This window comes from Halobacillus sp. ABR2_026 (assembly GCF_056158545.1).
The window spans coordinates 2,630,412-2,647,731 of the sequence record NZ_JBSWTM010000001.1; the positions used below are offsets into that span (position 1 = coordinate 2,630,412).

Here is a 17,320-nt window from a genome sequence, read left to right on the forward strand (position 1 = left end):
TAATCCCTCACTATATAGCGATTTCAGCAATGTCCCGAATTTTAAGGTTCGGCTTTTTATATTCAAAAAAAGCCCGGAGACACTCTTGTTCATCTACTATATAGAAAGGGATCGAATGTTTCAATACATACTTATGACGACGGTTGGAATGGATATTCTTCAGCACATCCCGCACTAATGTTTCTTCTTGTACATTCACGTATTTCGTCTTCAATTTTTTTCTGTCCTGATACGTACAATATAGAAGGTACCTCATCATCGTAAACGACTTCCGTTTCCACTCCAAAGCATTTTCAATCACTAAAAATGCTGTCAGAAGTATAGCCGCTAACGTCCAGCGATTTTCTATGAACATCCAAAGCCCTGCACCCATCATGAAAACGAGAGAGAAGCTAAGAGCCAGAACCAGACTCACCCGAAAAGCCATGTAACGATTCAAGAGGTAAAAAAGGAGCTTCCCCCCATCGAGCGGCCAGACAGGTAACATATTGAACACGAAGATTACTCCATTGTAAAAGTAGGCAGCGTCTAACAATGGGTGAGGGCCAAGCATCGTCTGTGTAAACAATAGAACGCCAAACACCCAAAAATGTTGGATTGGACCCGCTAATACGACAAGTACCTGCTCTCGGAAAGGTCTTGTATTATGCTCTTCGCTAACCACCGCCCCTCCAAAGAGCCATATTTCCATTCTTTCAACACGCCAACCGAATCGTTTAGCTGTAATGAAATGCCCGGATTCATGAATAACTACAAGGAAGAACAATATGACAAACTCATAAATAGCTCCTGTCAATAAAGCCGAGAGAGCGAGCAGGAAAAAGAGGGGGTGGATATGGATGAACTCGTGAACTTTAAGAGCCTTCATTCACTTTGATCACCTGTACGGGGTCTAGGAATGTATTATCTTTTTCAATGGCGAAGAAAAACTCTGCTGACTGCCCCTCTTCCGCTGTCACGGACCCCAGACCTTTTTGTGAAGACACATGCTCATACAAATGGACATCTATGGTCGATAAATATCCATAGGTTGTCTTCGAACCATCTTCGTGTTGCAGGACGACGGTCTTGCCTGATTCAGGGTCATTTCCTGCAAAAATCACCGTACCTTCACGAACCGCTTTGACATTAGAATTATTCAATGTTGTCAGGATGATTCCTTTTCCATCATTTTGAAATGAAGTTGTGACTGTTCCGTTTACAGGCATGGCGAGAGCTTCTTGACTGTTATCTTCTTCTGGTTGGAGCACTTGGAGCGGGTCACCGAAACGGTCGCTGTACCAGTTGGTTACTGCGGCAAAAGGAAATTCTTCCTGCATTTGGCTTACAGCCCACTCTCCAGGTGCCTTTACCACGGCAACATCTGTATTTTTGCCTACGGCCACGACGGCAAACAGTAATACAGCAAACAATACTTGGACACCTAAACGGTTTGTGGAACTTGGACGAAGCTCGGCTTTCTTCCCCGGGGGTTGTCCATATCCACTGACAAGCGGAGGATACCCATGCACTTCTTCATCCTGCGGGGGTGTAAACACGCGAGTAGAGCTTGTCTTCTGAAGGTCTTGGCCATGCATTTTTCTTTTCTTCCGATCCGCTATATTCTTTCGCACATCACGAATGTCCTTTTTCACAAACGAATCCCCTCTCTATGTCTTTTTCTATCAGTCTATGGGACAAGGAGCAGGATTATTATTGAAATTAAAAAATCCGCCACAATAAAGTGGCGGATGGGGACGTTCATTACGTACGCAGTCCAAAGAACTTCTTCACTTTTGCAAACATTCCCCGTTCTTCGTCCAACTTCATAAGAGGAACGGTTTCTCCGAGAACTCTCCTGGCTATGTTTCTATAAGCAAGGGAAGCTTTCGAGTTCGGTTTCATAGCTACCGGCTCCCCGCTATTGGAAGCTTTAATGACAGCATCATCATCAATGACGATGCCTAAAAGATCAATCGAAAGAACATTGACGATTTCATCCACATCAAGCATGTCTCCGTTTTTCATCATATGGTTTCGGATACGATTGATGATCAGTTTCGGGGATTCTAACTCTTCCTGCTCCAATAAACCAATAATCCTGTCTGCATCCCGGACACTTGATTTCTCAGGAGTTGTAACGACAATGGCCTTGTCTGCTCCAGCTACAGCATTTTTATACCCTTGTTCTATACCTGCCGGGCAATCAATGACGATGTAGTCATACTCCTGTTTCAATTCCTGGACGATGGCCTTCACTGCTTCAGGTGTCACTTCAGATTTATCCGATGTCTGCGCTGCCGGAAGCAGATGCAGACAATCAAAGCGTTTATCTGTAATCAACGCTTGTTTTGTCTTACAGCGTTCATTAACAACATCGACAATGTCATAGATGATGCGGTTCTCAAGCCCCATAACTACATCTAAGTTTCTGAGACCGATATCAGTATCTACGAGACACACTTTTTTCTTCTGCAGGGCCAAAGCGGTCCCCAGGTTGGCAGTGGTTGTCGTTTTTCCGACGCCTCCCTTTCCAGAGGTAATGACGATCGCTTCACCCATTGATCATTCTCCTTTCAAAACTAACCAGATCCGGTCTCTTCTTGACAACCTCCTGGATTCGGTCGATACGAATTTTTTCCATCGATTCATCGATGAAACCACATTCCATATACACACCTTCCGCTTCATAATCCGGAGACCGGCTTAATTGATCAGCGATCCTAAGCTGGCTTGGCTGCATATAAGAGGATGCGATTACTGCATTTGTATCCCCTTCCGACCCTGCATGGGCGATCCCCCGGAGGCTCCCCATAATAAAGATGTTTCCTGTGGCTTTGATCTGTCCACCAGGATTCACATCTCCTATTAACAACAGGTCCCCTCTCACTTCCACCAGCTGACCGGAGCGGACCGTTTTAGCGACCGGTGTGATTTCAGTATTCTCTTTCCAATCTAAAGCCTCTTTTTTGGTTAAGACATCAGACTCAATTTTATCAACGACGAGCTTCTGCTTTTCCCTTACGACTTCAGTAAGCTCTTCTTTTTGGTGTTCATTCAAATACCTGTTGCCGAGTTTGATCGTCACACGAATCATCGGATGTTCCTCTGTTAATCCATTCATCGACAATTGGTTCTGTAATTCCTTCAAAAGAGCAGGGAAAGAACATTGGTCATCCAGGTGCAATGTCAACCCTTCTCTCGTTCCTTTAATCATAACCTTTTGAACATTAGCAGCCATAGGCTTTTTCACCTCAAACCTCAAACTTTTCCATCCGATTAGATGTTGCCCACTTCTTCTCCCCAGTCATACACTTTTTCCTTCACAAGCGGATAGAAGAGGATGAAGAAAATCATATTTGCCGCCAAGGTCGGCAGCAGTCTTAATAGAGCATAATCTCCCCATGTCATGGATGTAATTTGTACGAAGGAATAAACGACATACAGCATTGTGTCAGCCAGACCAACACCAACGACTGCTAATAAAGATGCAGCAAAGAAATTTGCATGCAGCCATTTGTTTAACCCATGGACCGTATAAATAACCAAGGTATATGTAATCATATATACCCCAAGGACACCCGTGTAGACGACGTCAATCAGAAAGCCGAAAACCAGTCCGTACCATACCGCATTGTACGTATGATCTTTATCATAAAAAATGGCAATGATTAAAAGAAAGAGCAGGATCCAGTGAGGCGTCATCAATAAATCCGAGTATACGAGCTTTGCAGGCAGCATGCTCATTGCCATTCCCTGCATGATCAACAAAAACAAACATATGAGCGCAATAAAATACCGACTCATGATGCTTCTTCCTCCTGTTCAGCCTGTGGGTCCACTGTTTCTGCTGTACGATCAACCACCATCACATGATTGATATCAAATAAATCGGCAAAAGGCTCGATGTAGGCGGTCTTCGTTAGTCCAAACTGATCATTGACCACTTCTTCGACTGTTCCGATCCTTAAATTGCTTGGGAAAACCCCTCCTAAACCAGAAGAAATAACTGTATCTCCCGGTTTAAGTTCTTCATCAAGCTTGATTTCTTCCAATAATAAACGTCCTGTTTCATCGTCGTACCCTTCAATCAAACCAAACGCTTCATCCTGATCTTCCCGAACGACCCATGCAGATATTTTGTTGGACCGATCGAAGCCGCTCAAGAGCTGCACAGTGGAGTGAAAGGCTCCTACTGATTTTATCTTTCCGATCAGACCCTCACTGGTCATCACAGCCATATCTTTTTCGACTCCGTGTTCTTCCCCTTTGTTAATCGTCATCTGTTCGAACCATCGATCTGAACTTCTAGCTATGACTGTGGCCTGCACAGGAGAATAATCACTAAGACTTTCCGACTTATCCAACGTTTGCTGAAGCTCATTGATTTCGCTTTGCAGCCTTTGATTCTCCTGAATGACGCCTTTGTACTCAGAAAGCCTAGCCTTTAATACAGCGTTTTGTTCATAAACGCCGAACATATCTTGAATATTTTCAATCGTATTATCCACAAGACTGACCGGTTTATGGAAGACGGTCTGCATCCATCCGACAGAATCCTGAAGAAACTTCTCTGGTGTACTCAACGAATCCCGGTCGCGGATCGAGAAGCCAATTAGTGCTACGAGTATTATGAACCCTACTAAAACAATCATCAGTCTTTTTCTACGAAATAAAGAAGGCATAACGCGTTCATCTACTCCATGTTAGCTCGGCTGGCCACATTTGGCTGAGCACGGAAATGATGGATATACTCCAACGACTTTCCTGTCCCAACGGCAACACAATCCAGTGGATTGTCAGCAATAAATACGGGCATGTTTGTTTCTTCACTGATGACTGTATCGATGTTTCTTAGTAAAGCGCCTCCACCGGTCAGGACGATGCCGCGTTCCATAATATCCGCTGCGAGCTCAGGTGGAGTTTTTTCCAATGTGTTTTTGACCGTTTCAATAATCGACTCAATCGTATCTTTCATAGCACGAACAATTTCATCACTTTGGATTGTAATGGTTTTAGGCAGGCCGCTGAGCAGATCACGTCCTCTAATATCCATTTCGTCAATGTCAGACACTTCTCCTGCTCCGCCCAGTTCCATTTTCACTTCTTCAGCAGTACGTTCACCAATCATAAGGTTGTACTTTTTACGGACATGCTGGATGATGTTGTCATCCATTTCATCTCCGGCTACTCGAATGGATTGGCTCGTCACAATTCCACCCAGGGAAATGATGGCAACTTCCGTCGTACCTCCACCAATATCAACCACCATGCTCCCGGTTGGTTCCCATACAGGCAGCCCTGCACCGATGGCCGCTGCAAACGGTTCAGCTATCGGATAAGCTTCTTTCGCACCTGCCTGTTTTGTCGCATCAATGACCGCACGTTCTTCGACCATAGTTATTCCGGAAGGTACACAGACCATGACATTCGGTTTACTCGCAAAAGAGGATCGTGTTTTCAACGCCTTTTTTATATAATATTTCATCATTTGTGCCGTGGTATCATAATCAGCAATAACCCCATCTTTCATGGGACGGATGACATTTATGTACCCAGGTGTACGCCCTATCATGTTACGGGCATCGTTTCCAACCGCTTCAATATCCCCGGTTTGTGTGTTTTTCGCCACGACGGACGGCTCCCGTACAATGACTCCTTTACCTTTAAGAAATACGAGTGTATTGGCAGTGCCCAAATCAATTCCTAAATCTTGAGAGAATCCAAAAATCCCCAATAATATCTTCCTTTCTAAAACCCGCATTTCAATAAGCGGGGGTTAGGCATCTAAATAAATATATAATATGATTAGAAGAAGCGCCTATTTATAAGGAAAACCTATAAATGGCGCTTTTTCTTTTTCATCTATTCAATTATACGAAAAAACCACAAAAATAGATAGTGTTACAAAGTTACAAATAGCCTTTTTCTTTAAGACTGATGAATTTCCGGTCTCCAATAACGAGATGATCAAGGAGCTCAATCCCGATCACCTTTCCGCATTCCTTAAGCCTGCGCGTGACCTGAATATCTTCCTGAGAGGGAGTAGGGTCGCCAGAGGGATGGTTGTGGGCGCATATGATGGAGGCAGCCGATCGTTTTACGGCTTCTTTGAAAACTTCTCTTGGATGAACGATGGAGGCATTCAGGCTGCCGATGAAAATGGTTTGTCGATGAAGAACCTGATTCTTAGTATTCAAAAATATGCAGATGAAATGCTCCTGCTTCAAGTCTCTCATTTCTTCCATAATAAAATCCGCGCCGTCTTCGGGACTTCTGATCATATAACGTTCCACAGGCTTCATCTTCTGCATTCTTTTTCCCAATTCGATGGCAGCCAGGAGTAGAACCGCTTTAGCTGATCCAATACCTCTGATGGCTGTTAACTCTTCAATAGTCGCATCCTTTAACAGCATCATTCCCTCAAAATGAACCAACAGACGATTCGAGAGCTCCATGACGGACTCACGTTTCGTTCCACTTCCCAACAAGATGGCAAACAATTCCTGATTGGACAGATGGGAAGGCCCTAGATTAATTAATCGTTCCCTCGGCCGGTCCTCCCGAGGTACATCTTTAATCATCACACTCGTTTGATTCAATGATTCGCATCCTCTCCTTCGAAGTCCCCACGTCAGAAGGAATCACTGAGGAAAGATTTTAAACTTCCTCAGCTCACGAGAAACTCTCGAGAGAGGAAGCCCAACTACACTGAAATAGTCCCCTTGAATACTTTCTACAAACAATGATCCCTTCCCTTGGATGCCGTAACCTCCTGCTTTATCCCAAGCTTCTCCCGTTTTAATGTAATCCTTAATTTCTTCTTCTGTAAGAGGATAAAAATGGACAATTGTTTTAACGGTAAATGATACGACATGTTGATCGGCCTTCAAACACACACCTGTAAACACTTCGTGTGAGTCATTGCTCAAGCGTTCTAAATATTCTCCTGCTTCTTGTTCATTTTTAGGTTTCCCAAGTATTTCACCATCGTGCGCTACAATGGTGTCAGAGGTTAACAATACTTCGTTCCTGCTAACCTCTAAACTTTGTGCCTTCACTTCTGCCAGATAGAGCACAGCTTGTTCTGGGGTCATCCCTTCCTCAATTACCTCCTCTGCATGAGAAGGCCGGACATCAAAAGTATACCCGGCAAGTTTCAGCAGCTCTTTCCTTCTCGGGGATTTCGATCCTAAGATTAAACGTTCCATCTCAAATCATCCTTTCTAAACGTGGGGCTGTTCCTATTTTACAAGATCTAAAAGAATACGAGGATTATTGAAAACATGGTTATTATGAACAATTGAATATAAAAAAAAGAGCTTCCTATGAGAAAACTCTCTTTTTACTGAGGAACCTCTGTACTATTATGCATTATTCTAACGAATGAACAACTTTCAACCAATTGATATTGGAATCATCCTGAGATTCCCATTCATTCAAAGCCTTCCCTAGAGATGTATTTTCCCCGACCTCTTCCACAAGCTTTTGTCTTTCAGTTTCCGAAAGCTTAGCCATTTCGTGAGTCTGTAGCGGGGAGAGAAGTTCATCAGGAATTTTTTTCTCGACCGTTACGACTAAAGGTTTTACGTAAGTTTCAATGCTCTTCTCAGTGAGCCTGACAGCAATTGCATCCGCCCCCTGTTTATTCGATGAACTTCCAACAAACAAAAAGTATTGACCGTCCCTCGACCATATGATGGACGGAACTAGTACGGCCGTCAATTTACTCTGCCATTCTTTCGCCTTTCCCTCTGTAGAAAAAGCACCCGCCTGGACAATATACGTATCAAACGATACAGGAGGGCCGCTCGGCAGGTCAACAGCTGGTTCTTCCTCCTGGGTTGCCGATACATCGGATCCAGCACCAGCTTCCGTGGACGAAGGGACGGCTTCAGAACCTGTTACAGAAGAATCGGTAAGTGACACAAACATACGGAGCAACAGAAAACCAAGGCCCAGACTCACAAACAAAGCTGTTAAAGCTGTGGTTATTATGGGTCTTACAGGTGTTGATGAGAGCCGGTTCTTCTTGTGAAAAGGATGATGAAAAACCCGGGTGACCGGACGGTCTTTCTCATCCTCCTCTTCGACTGCAGCGGCTTGTTCCTTTTGGGTATGCACCACTTCGTGCTTCGTGTCCTTTTGATGTTCGTTTCGAAATGAGATGGAGATCTTATTCTTGGAATCCATGATTAGATCACTCCTGCAAGGTTTGTTCCAACCCTATCACAGGTCCAATGAAAACCAAGCTGAAATTTGTCATCAGCTCTTCGACATTTTTGTCCTATAATTGACTTTGAGGTTCGGAATCATTTGGATCCTCTTCCACTTCCTCTTCATCTCCTGTCCCCTCTTCTAACTCTGGAGTCTCTTCTGGATCGTCTCCGGAATCTTCATCAGATTCACCTCTTTGAGTCGTTACAGAAGGAGTCAAATCTCCCCATTGTTCGATAGAGAATGGGTTTTCCTTATTGGGACTGCCTCCATAATGGTACTGTGGAGCTTCATTCGCAAGGTCCGCATACAAAGGCTGATAAAAACTGTTCAGAACGATAGAATAGTTAAGTTCATTCTCGCTTTCAGGAACTTCAAATTGGATAGATTCAATTTGGATCACACGAGCTAAAGACTGGATCTCTTTCATAAAAGAGACCATTTCTCCATAGTTTTCAGAAGTCATCCCTATGGTAAACTGCAGCGTGTGTAAACCTTCAATTAATAACTCTGCTTCATCCTCTTCAGGTTGATCTGATACCTGCTGACCCTCTATCTCTTCCTTCGCTTGAGCATCTTCCGTGTTTTCTCCTGTTTCACCTTCAGGCTCTTGAATAGGAATTAATGACTCCGAATCTGATATGGCCATGTTATTTATTCGACTTGTCGAAGTATTCTCTGCCCTGTCCAAACCGATCAAAAGCTGATCTACAAGGGGGATGACAGGCAGCTGCTGTTGAATGGTACGAGAAGTCAGGAGCTGTTCCCTGTGCCCTTCATCCTGATTTTTTTCGATGGCAGAAAGGACTTTTTGTTCCTGTATAACGGCTGCTTCTTTCTCTTCTACTGTCTCTTGATAGGGGTTTAACATAAACTTTTGACCAAAAAAGAAGAAAGCGGCAATTAAGATCACACCAACACAAAGGATGATGAATGTGGACCGGTTCCATTCCATTTTCATTGCGGATCCCCTCCTTCATCAGCCTTTGTGAATTCATCTAAAACAATATAATAACTGGCAATATAACGAGGTTGGTAATCATATAAATCCTCTGTATCATCTACAACATTCGATTCCACACCTGCTAATTCAACATCAGAAACGAACGATTGCTGAAGAAGCGTGTTAGTGTATTTCGCGGCATCCTGGATTGTATCAAACCTTACATCAATGGATATTTCTGATGCTCCTGTAAGGGCAAAGGATTCAAAGAAACCCCTCTCAGGAAGTAAGGAAACGAGGCTCTCAACAACAGGGATCGTAGGCACAACCGTCCCTTTTAATTGATCAAGAGAACTTTGCAACTGCTCTCGTTCTGTCCCTTCTCCACCTGTATCTGCTGCGTATCTTTCCTGTTCCAGCTGAAGCTGTTCAATCTGCTCATCAAGGCGTTCAGCTTCTCCGGTAAGCTTCGCTTTTTGAGCATTAAATACGACCACAGTAACGAGAAGCAGCAACGCCAAGAAAACGACAGCTATGTATGGAAGGATATTTCTTTTATCTTTTTGTTCCAGTAGATTAATTTCTACTACCATTCTCTCATCCCCTACATCCATTATGGTTTGATCGACAGGCCAATCGCATCCATATATTCAACATTTGAAGGTTGATCCGATTCTAAGAAAATGTCAGCATCCTTCAAAACAGCGACCTGAATGCCTCTTTCTTCAAGCAGTTTCCTGACCAGTCCATTTTCCGGCCAATCTCCTGTTAAAAGGACTTTGGAAACAGATGCTTTTCCATTCATGACAGAAAAACGATAAAAATCCATAATTCGCTCCACCTCATTCACCTGATCATACGTGAATTCGGTTGGTCCGCCTTCATCCCCCTGCCATATGGACCTCCCATTCTCTCTCTTCCATAAAGATAAGGAGAGCGGACTTCTTGTATGATTAATGAAAGCGGGGACGTGCTCATTAAAGACAGTAAGAACACATCCATCCAAGTTCCAATCAATAAGCAGGAGATGCTCCCCTTTTGACGTCAATTCCAAAAATTCATAGAGCCGGTAAATGGAAAGTGCACTGATATCGGCAGCTTTTGCTTTTAGCTTCGCACCACTGAACACTTGATCAAGCATGCGGATCTGCTCTTCTGGAAAAGCGAAAAGAAGCAGCTTTTTCTTCTCCTCATTTTCACTCATGAGGTTGTAGTCAAAAGACGGGTCCTCAAAGGGAAGGTGAAGAGTATCTCCTAACTGCATGTACAAATAGCCTTTTATTTCTTCTTCCTTTATGTGAGCAGGAACCTCAAACGGGCGGATGACAACGGAATGATCCGGCACGGTGAAATATAAATCTTTATTACTCCATCCTTTATTCTCAATAAAGTTCTCTACAATTCTCGTAAGTTCTCTTGCCTCTTTGATCTTGCCATCCTCCATAATGTGAGAAGGAAGAACCACCTCGCCACTATCATCAACCTCGCCAACATTCCCTGACCTAGAATAAACGTAACGAATGCAATGATTCTTCACGACAAAATTGACCCGGCCATTGGATTTCAAAAAACGAAACATAAATCTTCCCTCCTATTATGAAAAGAATGTATGGAAATACCAATACAGTAAATCAGCCCCCCACAGGAAACTGATCATGGCAGCTAGCACAATTGACGGACCAAATGGAAGAGGGTCCTTTCGTCCGATCACTTTCAAACTAAGTAAAATTAGACTGACTACTGTTCCGATGAGAGTAGCTAAAAACAGTGTGAGCAGCGTTAATTTAGACCCTATTAAAATCCCCAGGGTACCGAGCAGTTTCATATCTCCAGCACCCATTCCACCGTTACTCACCAGGATAATTATCATAATTATCCCAAAACCGATGATCCCTCCAAAAAGAGAGTCGTACCACGGGTCTAATGGGTGATAAATTCGGTACAGCACAAAAACAACCGAGAAGAACAATAACAGACGATTAGGAATGAGCATATACTTCCAATCACTTACCGTCACCACCACTCCCAGAGATATGAGTAAACACGCCCCCAGGAAAGTATAACTCAAACCTGAATGGATGTACGCCAATAAAAAAAGACTTCCCGTAATCAGTTCGACAAGTGGATACGTTATTGAAATTCTTTGACTGCAATATCTGCATTTACCTTTAGAAAAGAGGTAAGAGAATAGAGGGATTAGATCTCTTGATTGTAACGGAGTAGAACAGTGGGGGCAGGCGGACCTCGAAGTAGTAAATGAAATATTTTTCGGTAAACGCAGGCCGACGACGTTTAAAAAAGATCCTATGATGAAGCCGGTAATAGTAATGTAAGATGCCAGTAAAATCGTCATTTCTTTCTCCTTATGAAATGTATAGAGGAGAGGTCTCAAGTAATTTGAGACCTCTAAAGTAAACTTTTAAATATCTTATCTAGCATTTATTTCAGCTTTAGTCAGACCTTCAATATCTGTATCGCTTAGTGTGATAGTGTAAGTTACTGTTCCATCACCGTCCTCAGCAATGTTAACGGTAGCCGTAGTATATGCTTCATCAGTTTCAGGGTTTTGTGGCACTTCATCTAAATAACCAGCACCTACTAAATCAGCGGCTTCCACATCCCCCGCGTCCACATCGTCACTTACGAATGCTAACCTTGCTGACTCGAGTATAGACAAGGCGTTAGCCTCATGTGCATCATCTTCCGTACCTGCAATCAAGCTACCAATCGCCGGAATAGCAATCGCAGCAATAATCCCTAAAATAACGATAACAGCCAAAAGCTCAATTAACGTAAAACCTTTCTCGTTTTTTAACATTTCTCTCAATTTTTTCATTTCCTCTCTCCTTTTCGTCCTAGTTTCGTCTATTTGCTAATGGTATATTACAACTTTTCACATCAGCAAATGTCCCTATGTTCATTATAAAGGATAACTTTTCCGTAAACTAGCTTTTTTGCATGTTCTTTCTAATAATTAATTGATCGTGTCAAAGATTGAGAACATCGGCACTGCGATGGCAGCAACGATCCCGCCGACGACCAGCGCAAGCACTAAAATCATAAGCGGTTCAATCAATGTTTTGAGACGATCTGTCGTATATTCGAGCTCCGATTCATAGAATTCTGCCACCTTTTGAAGCATGTAGTCCAGTGAGCCCGTCTCTTCACCTACGGCCATCATCTGAATGACTAAAGGTGGAAAGATCGGATATTGTCTTAAAGGGTCAGACAAATTATTTCCTTTTTCCAAGGATTTGTAGCTATTGATAATGGCACTTTCAACTACTTTGTTCTCGACGACCTTTTGCGTAACCTGAAGCGACTTTAATATGGGAACAGAGCTGTTCATCAAGGAACTGAGCGTGCTTGTCATCCGTACTAAAGCCGCTTTTTGAATCAAGGGGCCGAACACGGGGATTTTCAGCTTCAGAACATCGATGGTGTATTGAAGTTTCGGATTTCGGTCTACTACAAGTTTATAGGTCACAACAATAAGGGCAGGGATAAGCAGAACGATGTACCAGAAATTCTGAAAAAATTGGCTCATAGAAAGAGTCAGCTGAGTAATCCATGGAAGATCACCGCCCATTGTATCGAACATACTAGCAAACCTTGGTACGACAAAGGTTAATAAGAATATCACGATCCCGATCGCAATAATACCGACTACAAGTGGGTAGGTAAGTGCTGAAATGACTTTCTGCCGGGTGTCGTATTGTTTTTCGTAATAAACGGCCAGACGTTCCAGTATATCATCGAGATTTCCCCCAACTTCTCCGGCACGGACCATATTGATGAATAAGTTCGAGAAAATTTTTGAATGTGTAGCTGCAGCGTCTGAAAAGGAGTGACCGCTTTCCAATTGTTCACTAATATCGTATAACGCTTCACTCAAAGCCCGACTGTTCGATTGTTTGGCAAGGATTTTCGTGGATTCCAACAATGAAATTCCTGCCCTCATCAATGTGGCAAACTGTCTTAGGTATATGACAAAATCCTTAGGTTTAACAGGACTCCCTATTTGAATATCCTTCAGAAATACACTGTCGATTTCCTTAATTTCAGAAATGGTAATGCCCCGCTCTTTCAAAGTAGTTACCGCTTCTCTCCTTGAATTAGCACGAAGCCGTCCTTTTTGACTTTTCCCGATCATACTGCGACCTTGATACGAATAATAGGGCATTACAAGCCCCCCTCTTTCAAATATGGCACCGCATCTCGTTCATCAATGACTTTTTCTTTTAATAAGTCCTGGATCGACATTTCCAACGTCTGCATGTGCTGGGCTTTAGATGTTTGCATGACGTTCTCAATTTGGTGGATTTTTTCGTTGCGAATCAAGTTCTTAACGGCAGGAGTATTCAATAAAATTTCAGCTGCCGCTCTCCTCCCCTTTTTGTCAATCCGGCGGAATAAACGCTGGGATACAACGGCCTGAAGCACATTCGCAAGCTGAACTCTTACCTGCCCTTGTTGATTTGGCGGGAAAACGTCTATAATCCTGTCAATCGTATCCGGCGCGTTCGTCGTATGCAGCGTACCGAACACAAGATGACCGGTTTCTGCCGCCGTCAACGCAGTAGAAATCGTTTCGAAATCCCTCAATTCACCAACTAAAATAACATCAGGATCCTGACGTAAACAGGAACGTAACCCGTTCGCAAAATTCCTTGTATCAAAACCTACTTCCCGCTGGTCGACAATGCAATTTTTATGATTGTGGGTGTATTCGATTGGATCCTCCAATGTGATGATATGCTTCCGACTAGTTTGGTTAATATAGTCGACCATCGATGCCAGCGTCGTTGATTTCCCTGAACCTGTGGGCCCAGTAACCAGTACAAGCCCCTGGGCATAACCGCTGATTTTCTTCAACACTTGTGGCATATGTAGATCTTCGATTGAAGGGATTTCCCTTGGAACAATCCTCACCGCCATCGATAGACAATTCCTTTGGTAATATATATTGATCCGGAACCTCGAAACCCCGGCAATCCCGTATGACACATCCACTTCCCGGTTATGAAGCAGCTGTTCATGCAGGTCTTCCGATAATATCGCTTTTGCCATCCCATCGGTATCTTCCGGTTTCAAGGACGTTTTTCCGTATTTCCTCAAATGTCCATGGATCCGGAAAATCGGGGGTACACCCACCGTCAGATGAATGTCAGAAGCTTCATATTCATTGGCTGCTGTCAGAAGTTGATCAAATTTCTCTTTCATGTCTTTCCACCTCGCTAGTCGACTTTGGCGACGCGAAGGACCTCTTCGAGCGTGGTAAGTCCCTGCTTCACCTTTAACAGTCCATCATCCAGTAGAAAAAGCATGCCCTGCTTTAACGCATAACGCCTGACCTGATCCATACTTCCATTGTTCATCATCATCGTACGAATTTCATCGTCAATGACTAGAACCTCCTGGATAGCCATCCGTCCGCGGTACCCTGTATTCTGGCAGCTGTCACATCCGATCCCTTTATAGATCGTCTCCGCGGTCATTCCCCGTTTATGGAAATGCTTCATCTCCATTTCTGTTAATGCATGCGGTTTTCTGCAATCACGGCAGACTTTCCTTACCAACCGTTGGGCGACTACCCCAGAAAGGGAGGAAACGACTAAATAAGGTTCTACATCCATATCGAATAACCTCGGTATGGTCGCAATAGCGCTGTTCGTATGTAACGTACTGAGAACTAAATGCCCGGTAAGAGAAGCACGTATGGCAATTTCCGCGGTCTCCGAATCCCGAATCTCTCCGACCATGACGATGTTGGGATCCTGACGCAAAATCGATCGCAACCCGTTTGAGAAAGTTAGTCCGATAGATGAATTGACCTGGACTTGGTTCAGTCCCTGTATTTGATACTCGACCGGATCTTCAACGGTAATGATGTTAACATCATCCGTATTTAATTGATTCAAGGATGCATAGAGCGTCGATGACTTCCCTGATCCCGTGGGTCCAGTAATTAAAATCAGCCCTGAAGGTTGTTCAATGAGCTGTTTGTATTTTTTTGTATTCAGCTTGTTGAACCCTAAATCCTCGATTGTGCTCAGAGCATTGGAAAGGTCAAGAATCCGAATCACGATTTTTTCCCCATAAACCGTTGGAAGGATTGAGATCCTCAAATCAACAGGGGCGCGGTCAATATTGATTTTAATACGGCCATCCTGTGGGAGCCGGTTTTCTGTGATATTCAGGTTTGCCATAATTTTCACTCTGGCTGTCAAGCTGTTTTGAAAGGACTTCGGTAACGTACGCTCTGTTCTTAACACTCCATCAATCCTATACCGAATGAGTACTCTGGTCTCCTGAGGGTCGATATGAATATCACTGGACTTCAACTGAACTCCTGCTTGAAGCAGCTGGTCCACTAATTTAATTGCAGGTGCTTCGTCGGTATCTGTATCGCTCTCATCCAAGCTTGAGTCATTCAAATTATAATGCCGGTTGACCGCCTGTAAAATTTCGTGTTTTGTAGCAATGACGGGGGATATTTTAAAACCAGTGGATATTTTCAAGTCATCAATTGAAAAATAGTCCATTGGGTCCGCCATGGCAACAGTCAGTTCTTCACCTTTTCTTTGAATAGGTACAAGCAGGTTACGAAGGGCAAATTCTTTACTGACAATGGTAATAACACTGGGGTCAATTGGAAAATGGAACAAAGAGACGTGTGGAATTCCCAGTTGAAATTCCAACACTTCAATTAATTGTTTTTCCGTGACGTACCCTTTTTCTACGAGGACATCCCCAAGTTTCTGCTCGGGCTTCTTCGTCTCTAAAGCCTCTTGAATTTGGTCTTCATCAATGATCCCTGCTTCTTTTAGTAGATCGCCTAACCTCTTTCTTTTGATCATTTACGGCTCACCCTTTTTTTAAGATCACTTGATTTCTCCATCCGGAACTTTCTCCCATACATCCTCATCTTCACTAGAAGAATCAGAATCGCCAGAAGAGCCGTCTTCTCCATTATTGGACCCACTTTCTGAATCTGTTCCGCTGTCTCCTTCACTAGACTCCTCATCCTCACCAGGACTTCCTTCATAACCCGGGGGGTGTTCTTCTACTCGTGGCACCGGGGGATAATAATCTTCTGATATAAATTCCTGCACGCCGTCTGATAAAGACGTGTCGATCCGGTACACCGAAACAACTTCACCTTTCTCTCCTTCTTGCAAAAGGTTATAAGTACCCATGTTCACAAGGGTAGAGTATTGAATGATCGTCTTAGGAGATATTTCATCTCTGTCTAACATTTGAATCTTAAAATTTGATGTAGTTGGATAACCGACCCATTGGACTTCAAGTTTGTCCCCTTCTGTTTTTACAGAAAGCAGGTAATCTCCAGAGAAAGGATTATACACTTTTAAGTCGCGCCCTTGCTTTACATCCACATTTGCTTCAAGACCGATGTCTGCATAACCAGGAAGGCGATGGCTAATATGTCTCTCCTGTACAATCATGCCCGCTTTTATACTCGCTCCATAAATTGCAGAAGCCAGCACATCCAGAGATACTTCGTCGTATACAGCTTCTTTACTCAACATCTGGTTGAATGAAAAAACCATACCATCTTCAAGTTCACTGCCATCATATATTTTTACTGATCGTTCCATTTCTGTTTCATTTGGAACCTTTACTGATTGCGTACCGATACTTTCATAAAGAGAGTCGGAGCTACCTTCCACAAATTCATAAGCCACATACTCCAGAGGTGAATCTACTAGTTGAGCAGCATCTCTTTTTAAAGTTTCAACGAATTGATCTTGAGAAAATTCTGCCGTTAGCGATTCACTCATATAGGTTTTCATTTCATGGATATAAGATTCATCGATTGTAACTTCCAAATCACGTACGGTGGTCGACATCGCCTTTTCAACAGTTGAAACGATATCAAACTGAATCATCTCCGAATCCACCCCTAATTCCTGACCATCCAATTTGACAGTAATGGGATGATTTTCCTTCCAGCTTTGGACCTTTTCTGATAGCCGTTGAACCGCCTCCTCCTTACTTTTATCGGAAACATTAACGGAAGCAATCACTGTATTTTCCGGGAGGTGTTTTCCAGTAGTTACATATTGAATAGCCGCTGAACTTCCAACAGTAAAAAGAAACATAGCCATACCTACAGCGACCACCATAGAAAACAATTTAACATTTAAAGTTTGTTTCAAA

Annotated in this window: 19 protein-coding genes; all 19 read right to left on the bottom strand. The window is 43.2% G+C overall.

The genetic code is table 11. The annotated features are described in order from the left end of the window. Nucleotides 1–10: 10 nt before the first annotated feature. The 19 genes from ACXADE_RS13735 to ACXADE_RS13825 all read right to left on the bottom strand — a co-directional run bounded on the left by ACXADE_RS13735 (nucleotide 11) and on the right by ACXADE_RS13825 (nucleotide 17,319). Entirely contained in the window at nucleotides 11–868 is an 858-nt protein-coding gene (locus tag ACXADE_RS13735) for a site-2 protease family protein (RefSeq protein ID WP_474981019.1), read from the bottom strand. Next, nucleotides 855–1,634: a peptidoglycan DD-metalloendopeptidase family protein gene (locus ACXADE_RS13740; RefSeq protein WP_474981020.1), complete on the bottom strand. Its 780-nt coding sequence runs from the start codon at nucleotides 1,632–1,634 to the stop codon at nucleotides 855–857. The genes ACXADE_RS13735 and ACXADE_RS13740 overlap by 14 nt, the downstream gene beginning before the upstream one ends. A gap of 109 nt (nucleotides 1,635–1,743) precedes the next feature. Next, nucleotides 1,744–2,541: a septum site-determining protein MinD gene (gene minD, locus ACXADE_RS13745; protein ID WP_474981021.1), complete on the bottom strand. Its 798-nt coding sequence runs from the start codon at nucleotides 2,539–2,541 to the stop codon at nucleotides 1,744–1,746. Beyond that, on the bottom strand, nucleotides 2,534–3,220 hold the full coding sequence (minC, locus tag ACXADE_RS13750) for a septum site-determining protein MinC (protein ID WP_474981022.1): 687 nt from the start codon (nucleotides 3,218–3,220) through the stop codon (nucleotides 2,534–2,536). Before minC ends, minD begins: the two co-directional genes overlap by 8 nt. 38 nt (nucleotides 3,221–3,258) lie before the next feature. Next, nucleotides 3,259–3,786: a rod shape-determining protein MreD gene (mreD, locus tag ACXADE_RS13755; protein ID WP_474981023.1), complete on the bottom strand. Its 528-nt coding sequence runs from the start codon at nucleotides 3,784–3,786 to the stop codon at nucleotides 3,259–3,261. Further along, entirely contained in the window at nucleotides 3,783–4,664 is an 882-nt protein-coding gene (mreC, locus tag ACXADE_RS13760) for a rod shape-determining protein MreC (protein WP_474981024.1), read from the bottom strand. The genes mreD and mreC overlap by 4 nt, the downstream gene beginning before the upstream one ends. Nucleotides 4,665–4,675: 11 nt before the next feature. After that, entirely contained in the window at nucleotides 4,676–5,716 is a 1,041-nt protein-coding gene (locus ACXADE_RS13765; protein WP_474981025.1) for a rod shape-determining protein, read from the bottom strand. 175 nt (nucleotides 5,717–5,891) lie between these two features. Next, nucleotides 5,892–6,563: a RadC family protein gene (gene radC, locus ACXADE_RS13770; protein ID WP_474982231.1), complete on the bottom strand. Its 672-nt coding sequence runs from the start codon at nucleotides 6,561–6,563 to the stop codon at nucleotides 5,892–5,894. Nucleotides 6,564–6,623: 60 nt separating this feature from the next. Continuing rightward, nucleotides 6,624–7,190, bottom strand: coding sequence for a Maf family protein (locus ACXADE_RS13775; protein ID WP_474981026.1), 567 nt, complete (start codon nucleotides 7,188–7,190; stop codon nucleotides 6,624–6,626). A 163-nt stretch (nucleotides 7,191–7,353) separates the two neighbouring features. Continuing rightward, nucleotides 7,354–8,172: an SPOR domain-containing protein gene (locus tag ACXADE_RS13780; protein WP_474981027.1), complete on the bottom strand. Its 819-nt coding sequence runs from the start codon at nucleotides 8,170–8,172 to the stop codon at nucleotides 7,354–7,356. A 94-nt stretch (nucleotides 8,173–8,266) separates the two neighbouring features. Then, the gene (locus ACXADE_RS13785) at nucleotides 8,267–9,157 is read right to left on the bottom strand and encodes a hypothetical protein (protein ID WP_474981028.1); all 891 of its coding nucleotides are present in this window, start codon (nucleotides 9,155–9,157) and stop codon (nucleotides 8,267–8,269) included. Beyond that, complete coding sequence (locus ACXADE_RS13790) at nucleotides 9,154–9,732, bottom strand: hypothetical protein (RefSeq protein WP_474981029.1); 579 nt, start codon at nucleotides 9,730–9,732, stop codon at nucleotides 9,154–9,156. The genes ACXADE_RS13785 and ACXADE_RS13790 overlap by 4 nt, the downstream gene beginning before the upstream one ends. Before the next feature lie 20 nt (nucleotides 9,733–9,752). Continuing rightward, nucleotides 9,753–10,718, bottom strand: coding sequence for a type IV pilus biogenesis protein PilM (gene pilM / locus ACXADE_RS13795; RefSeq protein WP_474981030.1), 966 nt, complete (start codon nucleotides 10,716–10,718; stop codon nucleotides 9,753–9,755). Between the two features lie 15 nt (nucleotides 10,719–10,733). Beyond that, nucleotides 10,734–11,492 (bottom strand): prepilin peptidase, encoded by a 759-nt coding sequence (locus tag ACXADE_RS13800; RefSeq protein WP_474981031.1) that lies wholly within the window; start codon nucleotides 11,490–11,492, stop codon nucleotides 10,734–10,736. Between the two features lie 75 nt (nucleotides 11,493–11,567). Beyond that, nucleotides 11,568–11,975, bottom strand: coding sequence for a prepilin-type N-terminal cleavage/methylation domain-containing protein (locus tag ACXADE_RS13805; RefSeq protein ID WP_474981032.1), 408 nt, complete (start codon nucleotides 11,973–11,975; stop codon nucleotides 11,568–11,570). 138 nt (nucleotides 11,976–12,113) lie between these two features. Then, complete coding sequence (locus tag ACXADE_RS13810) at nucleotides 12,114–13,322, bottom strand: type II secretion system F family protein (protein WP_474981033.1); 1,209 nt, start codon at nucleotides 13,320–13,322, stop codon at nucleotides 12,114–12,116. Continuing rightward, nucleotides 13,322–14,362, bottom strand: coding sequence for a type IV pilus twitching motility protein PilT (locus tag ACXADE_RS13815; RefSeq protein WP_474981034.1), 1,041 nt, complete (start codon nucleotides 14,360–14,362; stop codon nucleotides 13,322–13,324). Before ACXADE_RS13815 ends, ACXADE_RS13810 begins: the two co-directional genes overlap by 1 nt. Nucleotides 14,363–14,376: 14 nt before the next feature. Further along, a complete protein-coding gene (locus ACXADE_RS13820; protein WP_474981035.1) occupies nucleotides 14,377–15,999 on the bottom strand; it encodes a GspE/PulE family protein in 1,623 nt (540 codons plus the stop codon). Nucleotides 16,000–16,023: 24 nt separating this feature from the next. Continuing rightward, on the bottom strand, nucleotides 16,024–17,319 hold the full coding sequence (locus ACXADE_RS13825) for a VanW family protein (protein WP_474981036.1): 1,296 nt from the start codon (nucleotides 17,317–17,319) through the stop codon (nucleotides 16,024–16,026). Between the last annotated feature and the right edge of the window lies 1 nt (nucleotide 17,320).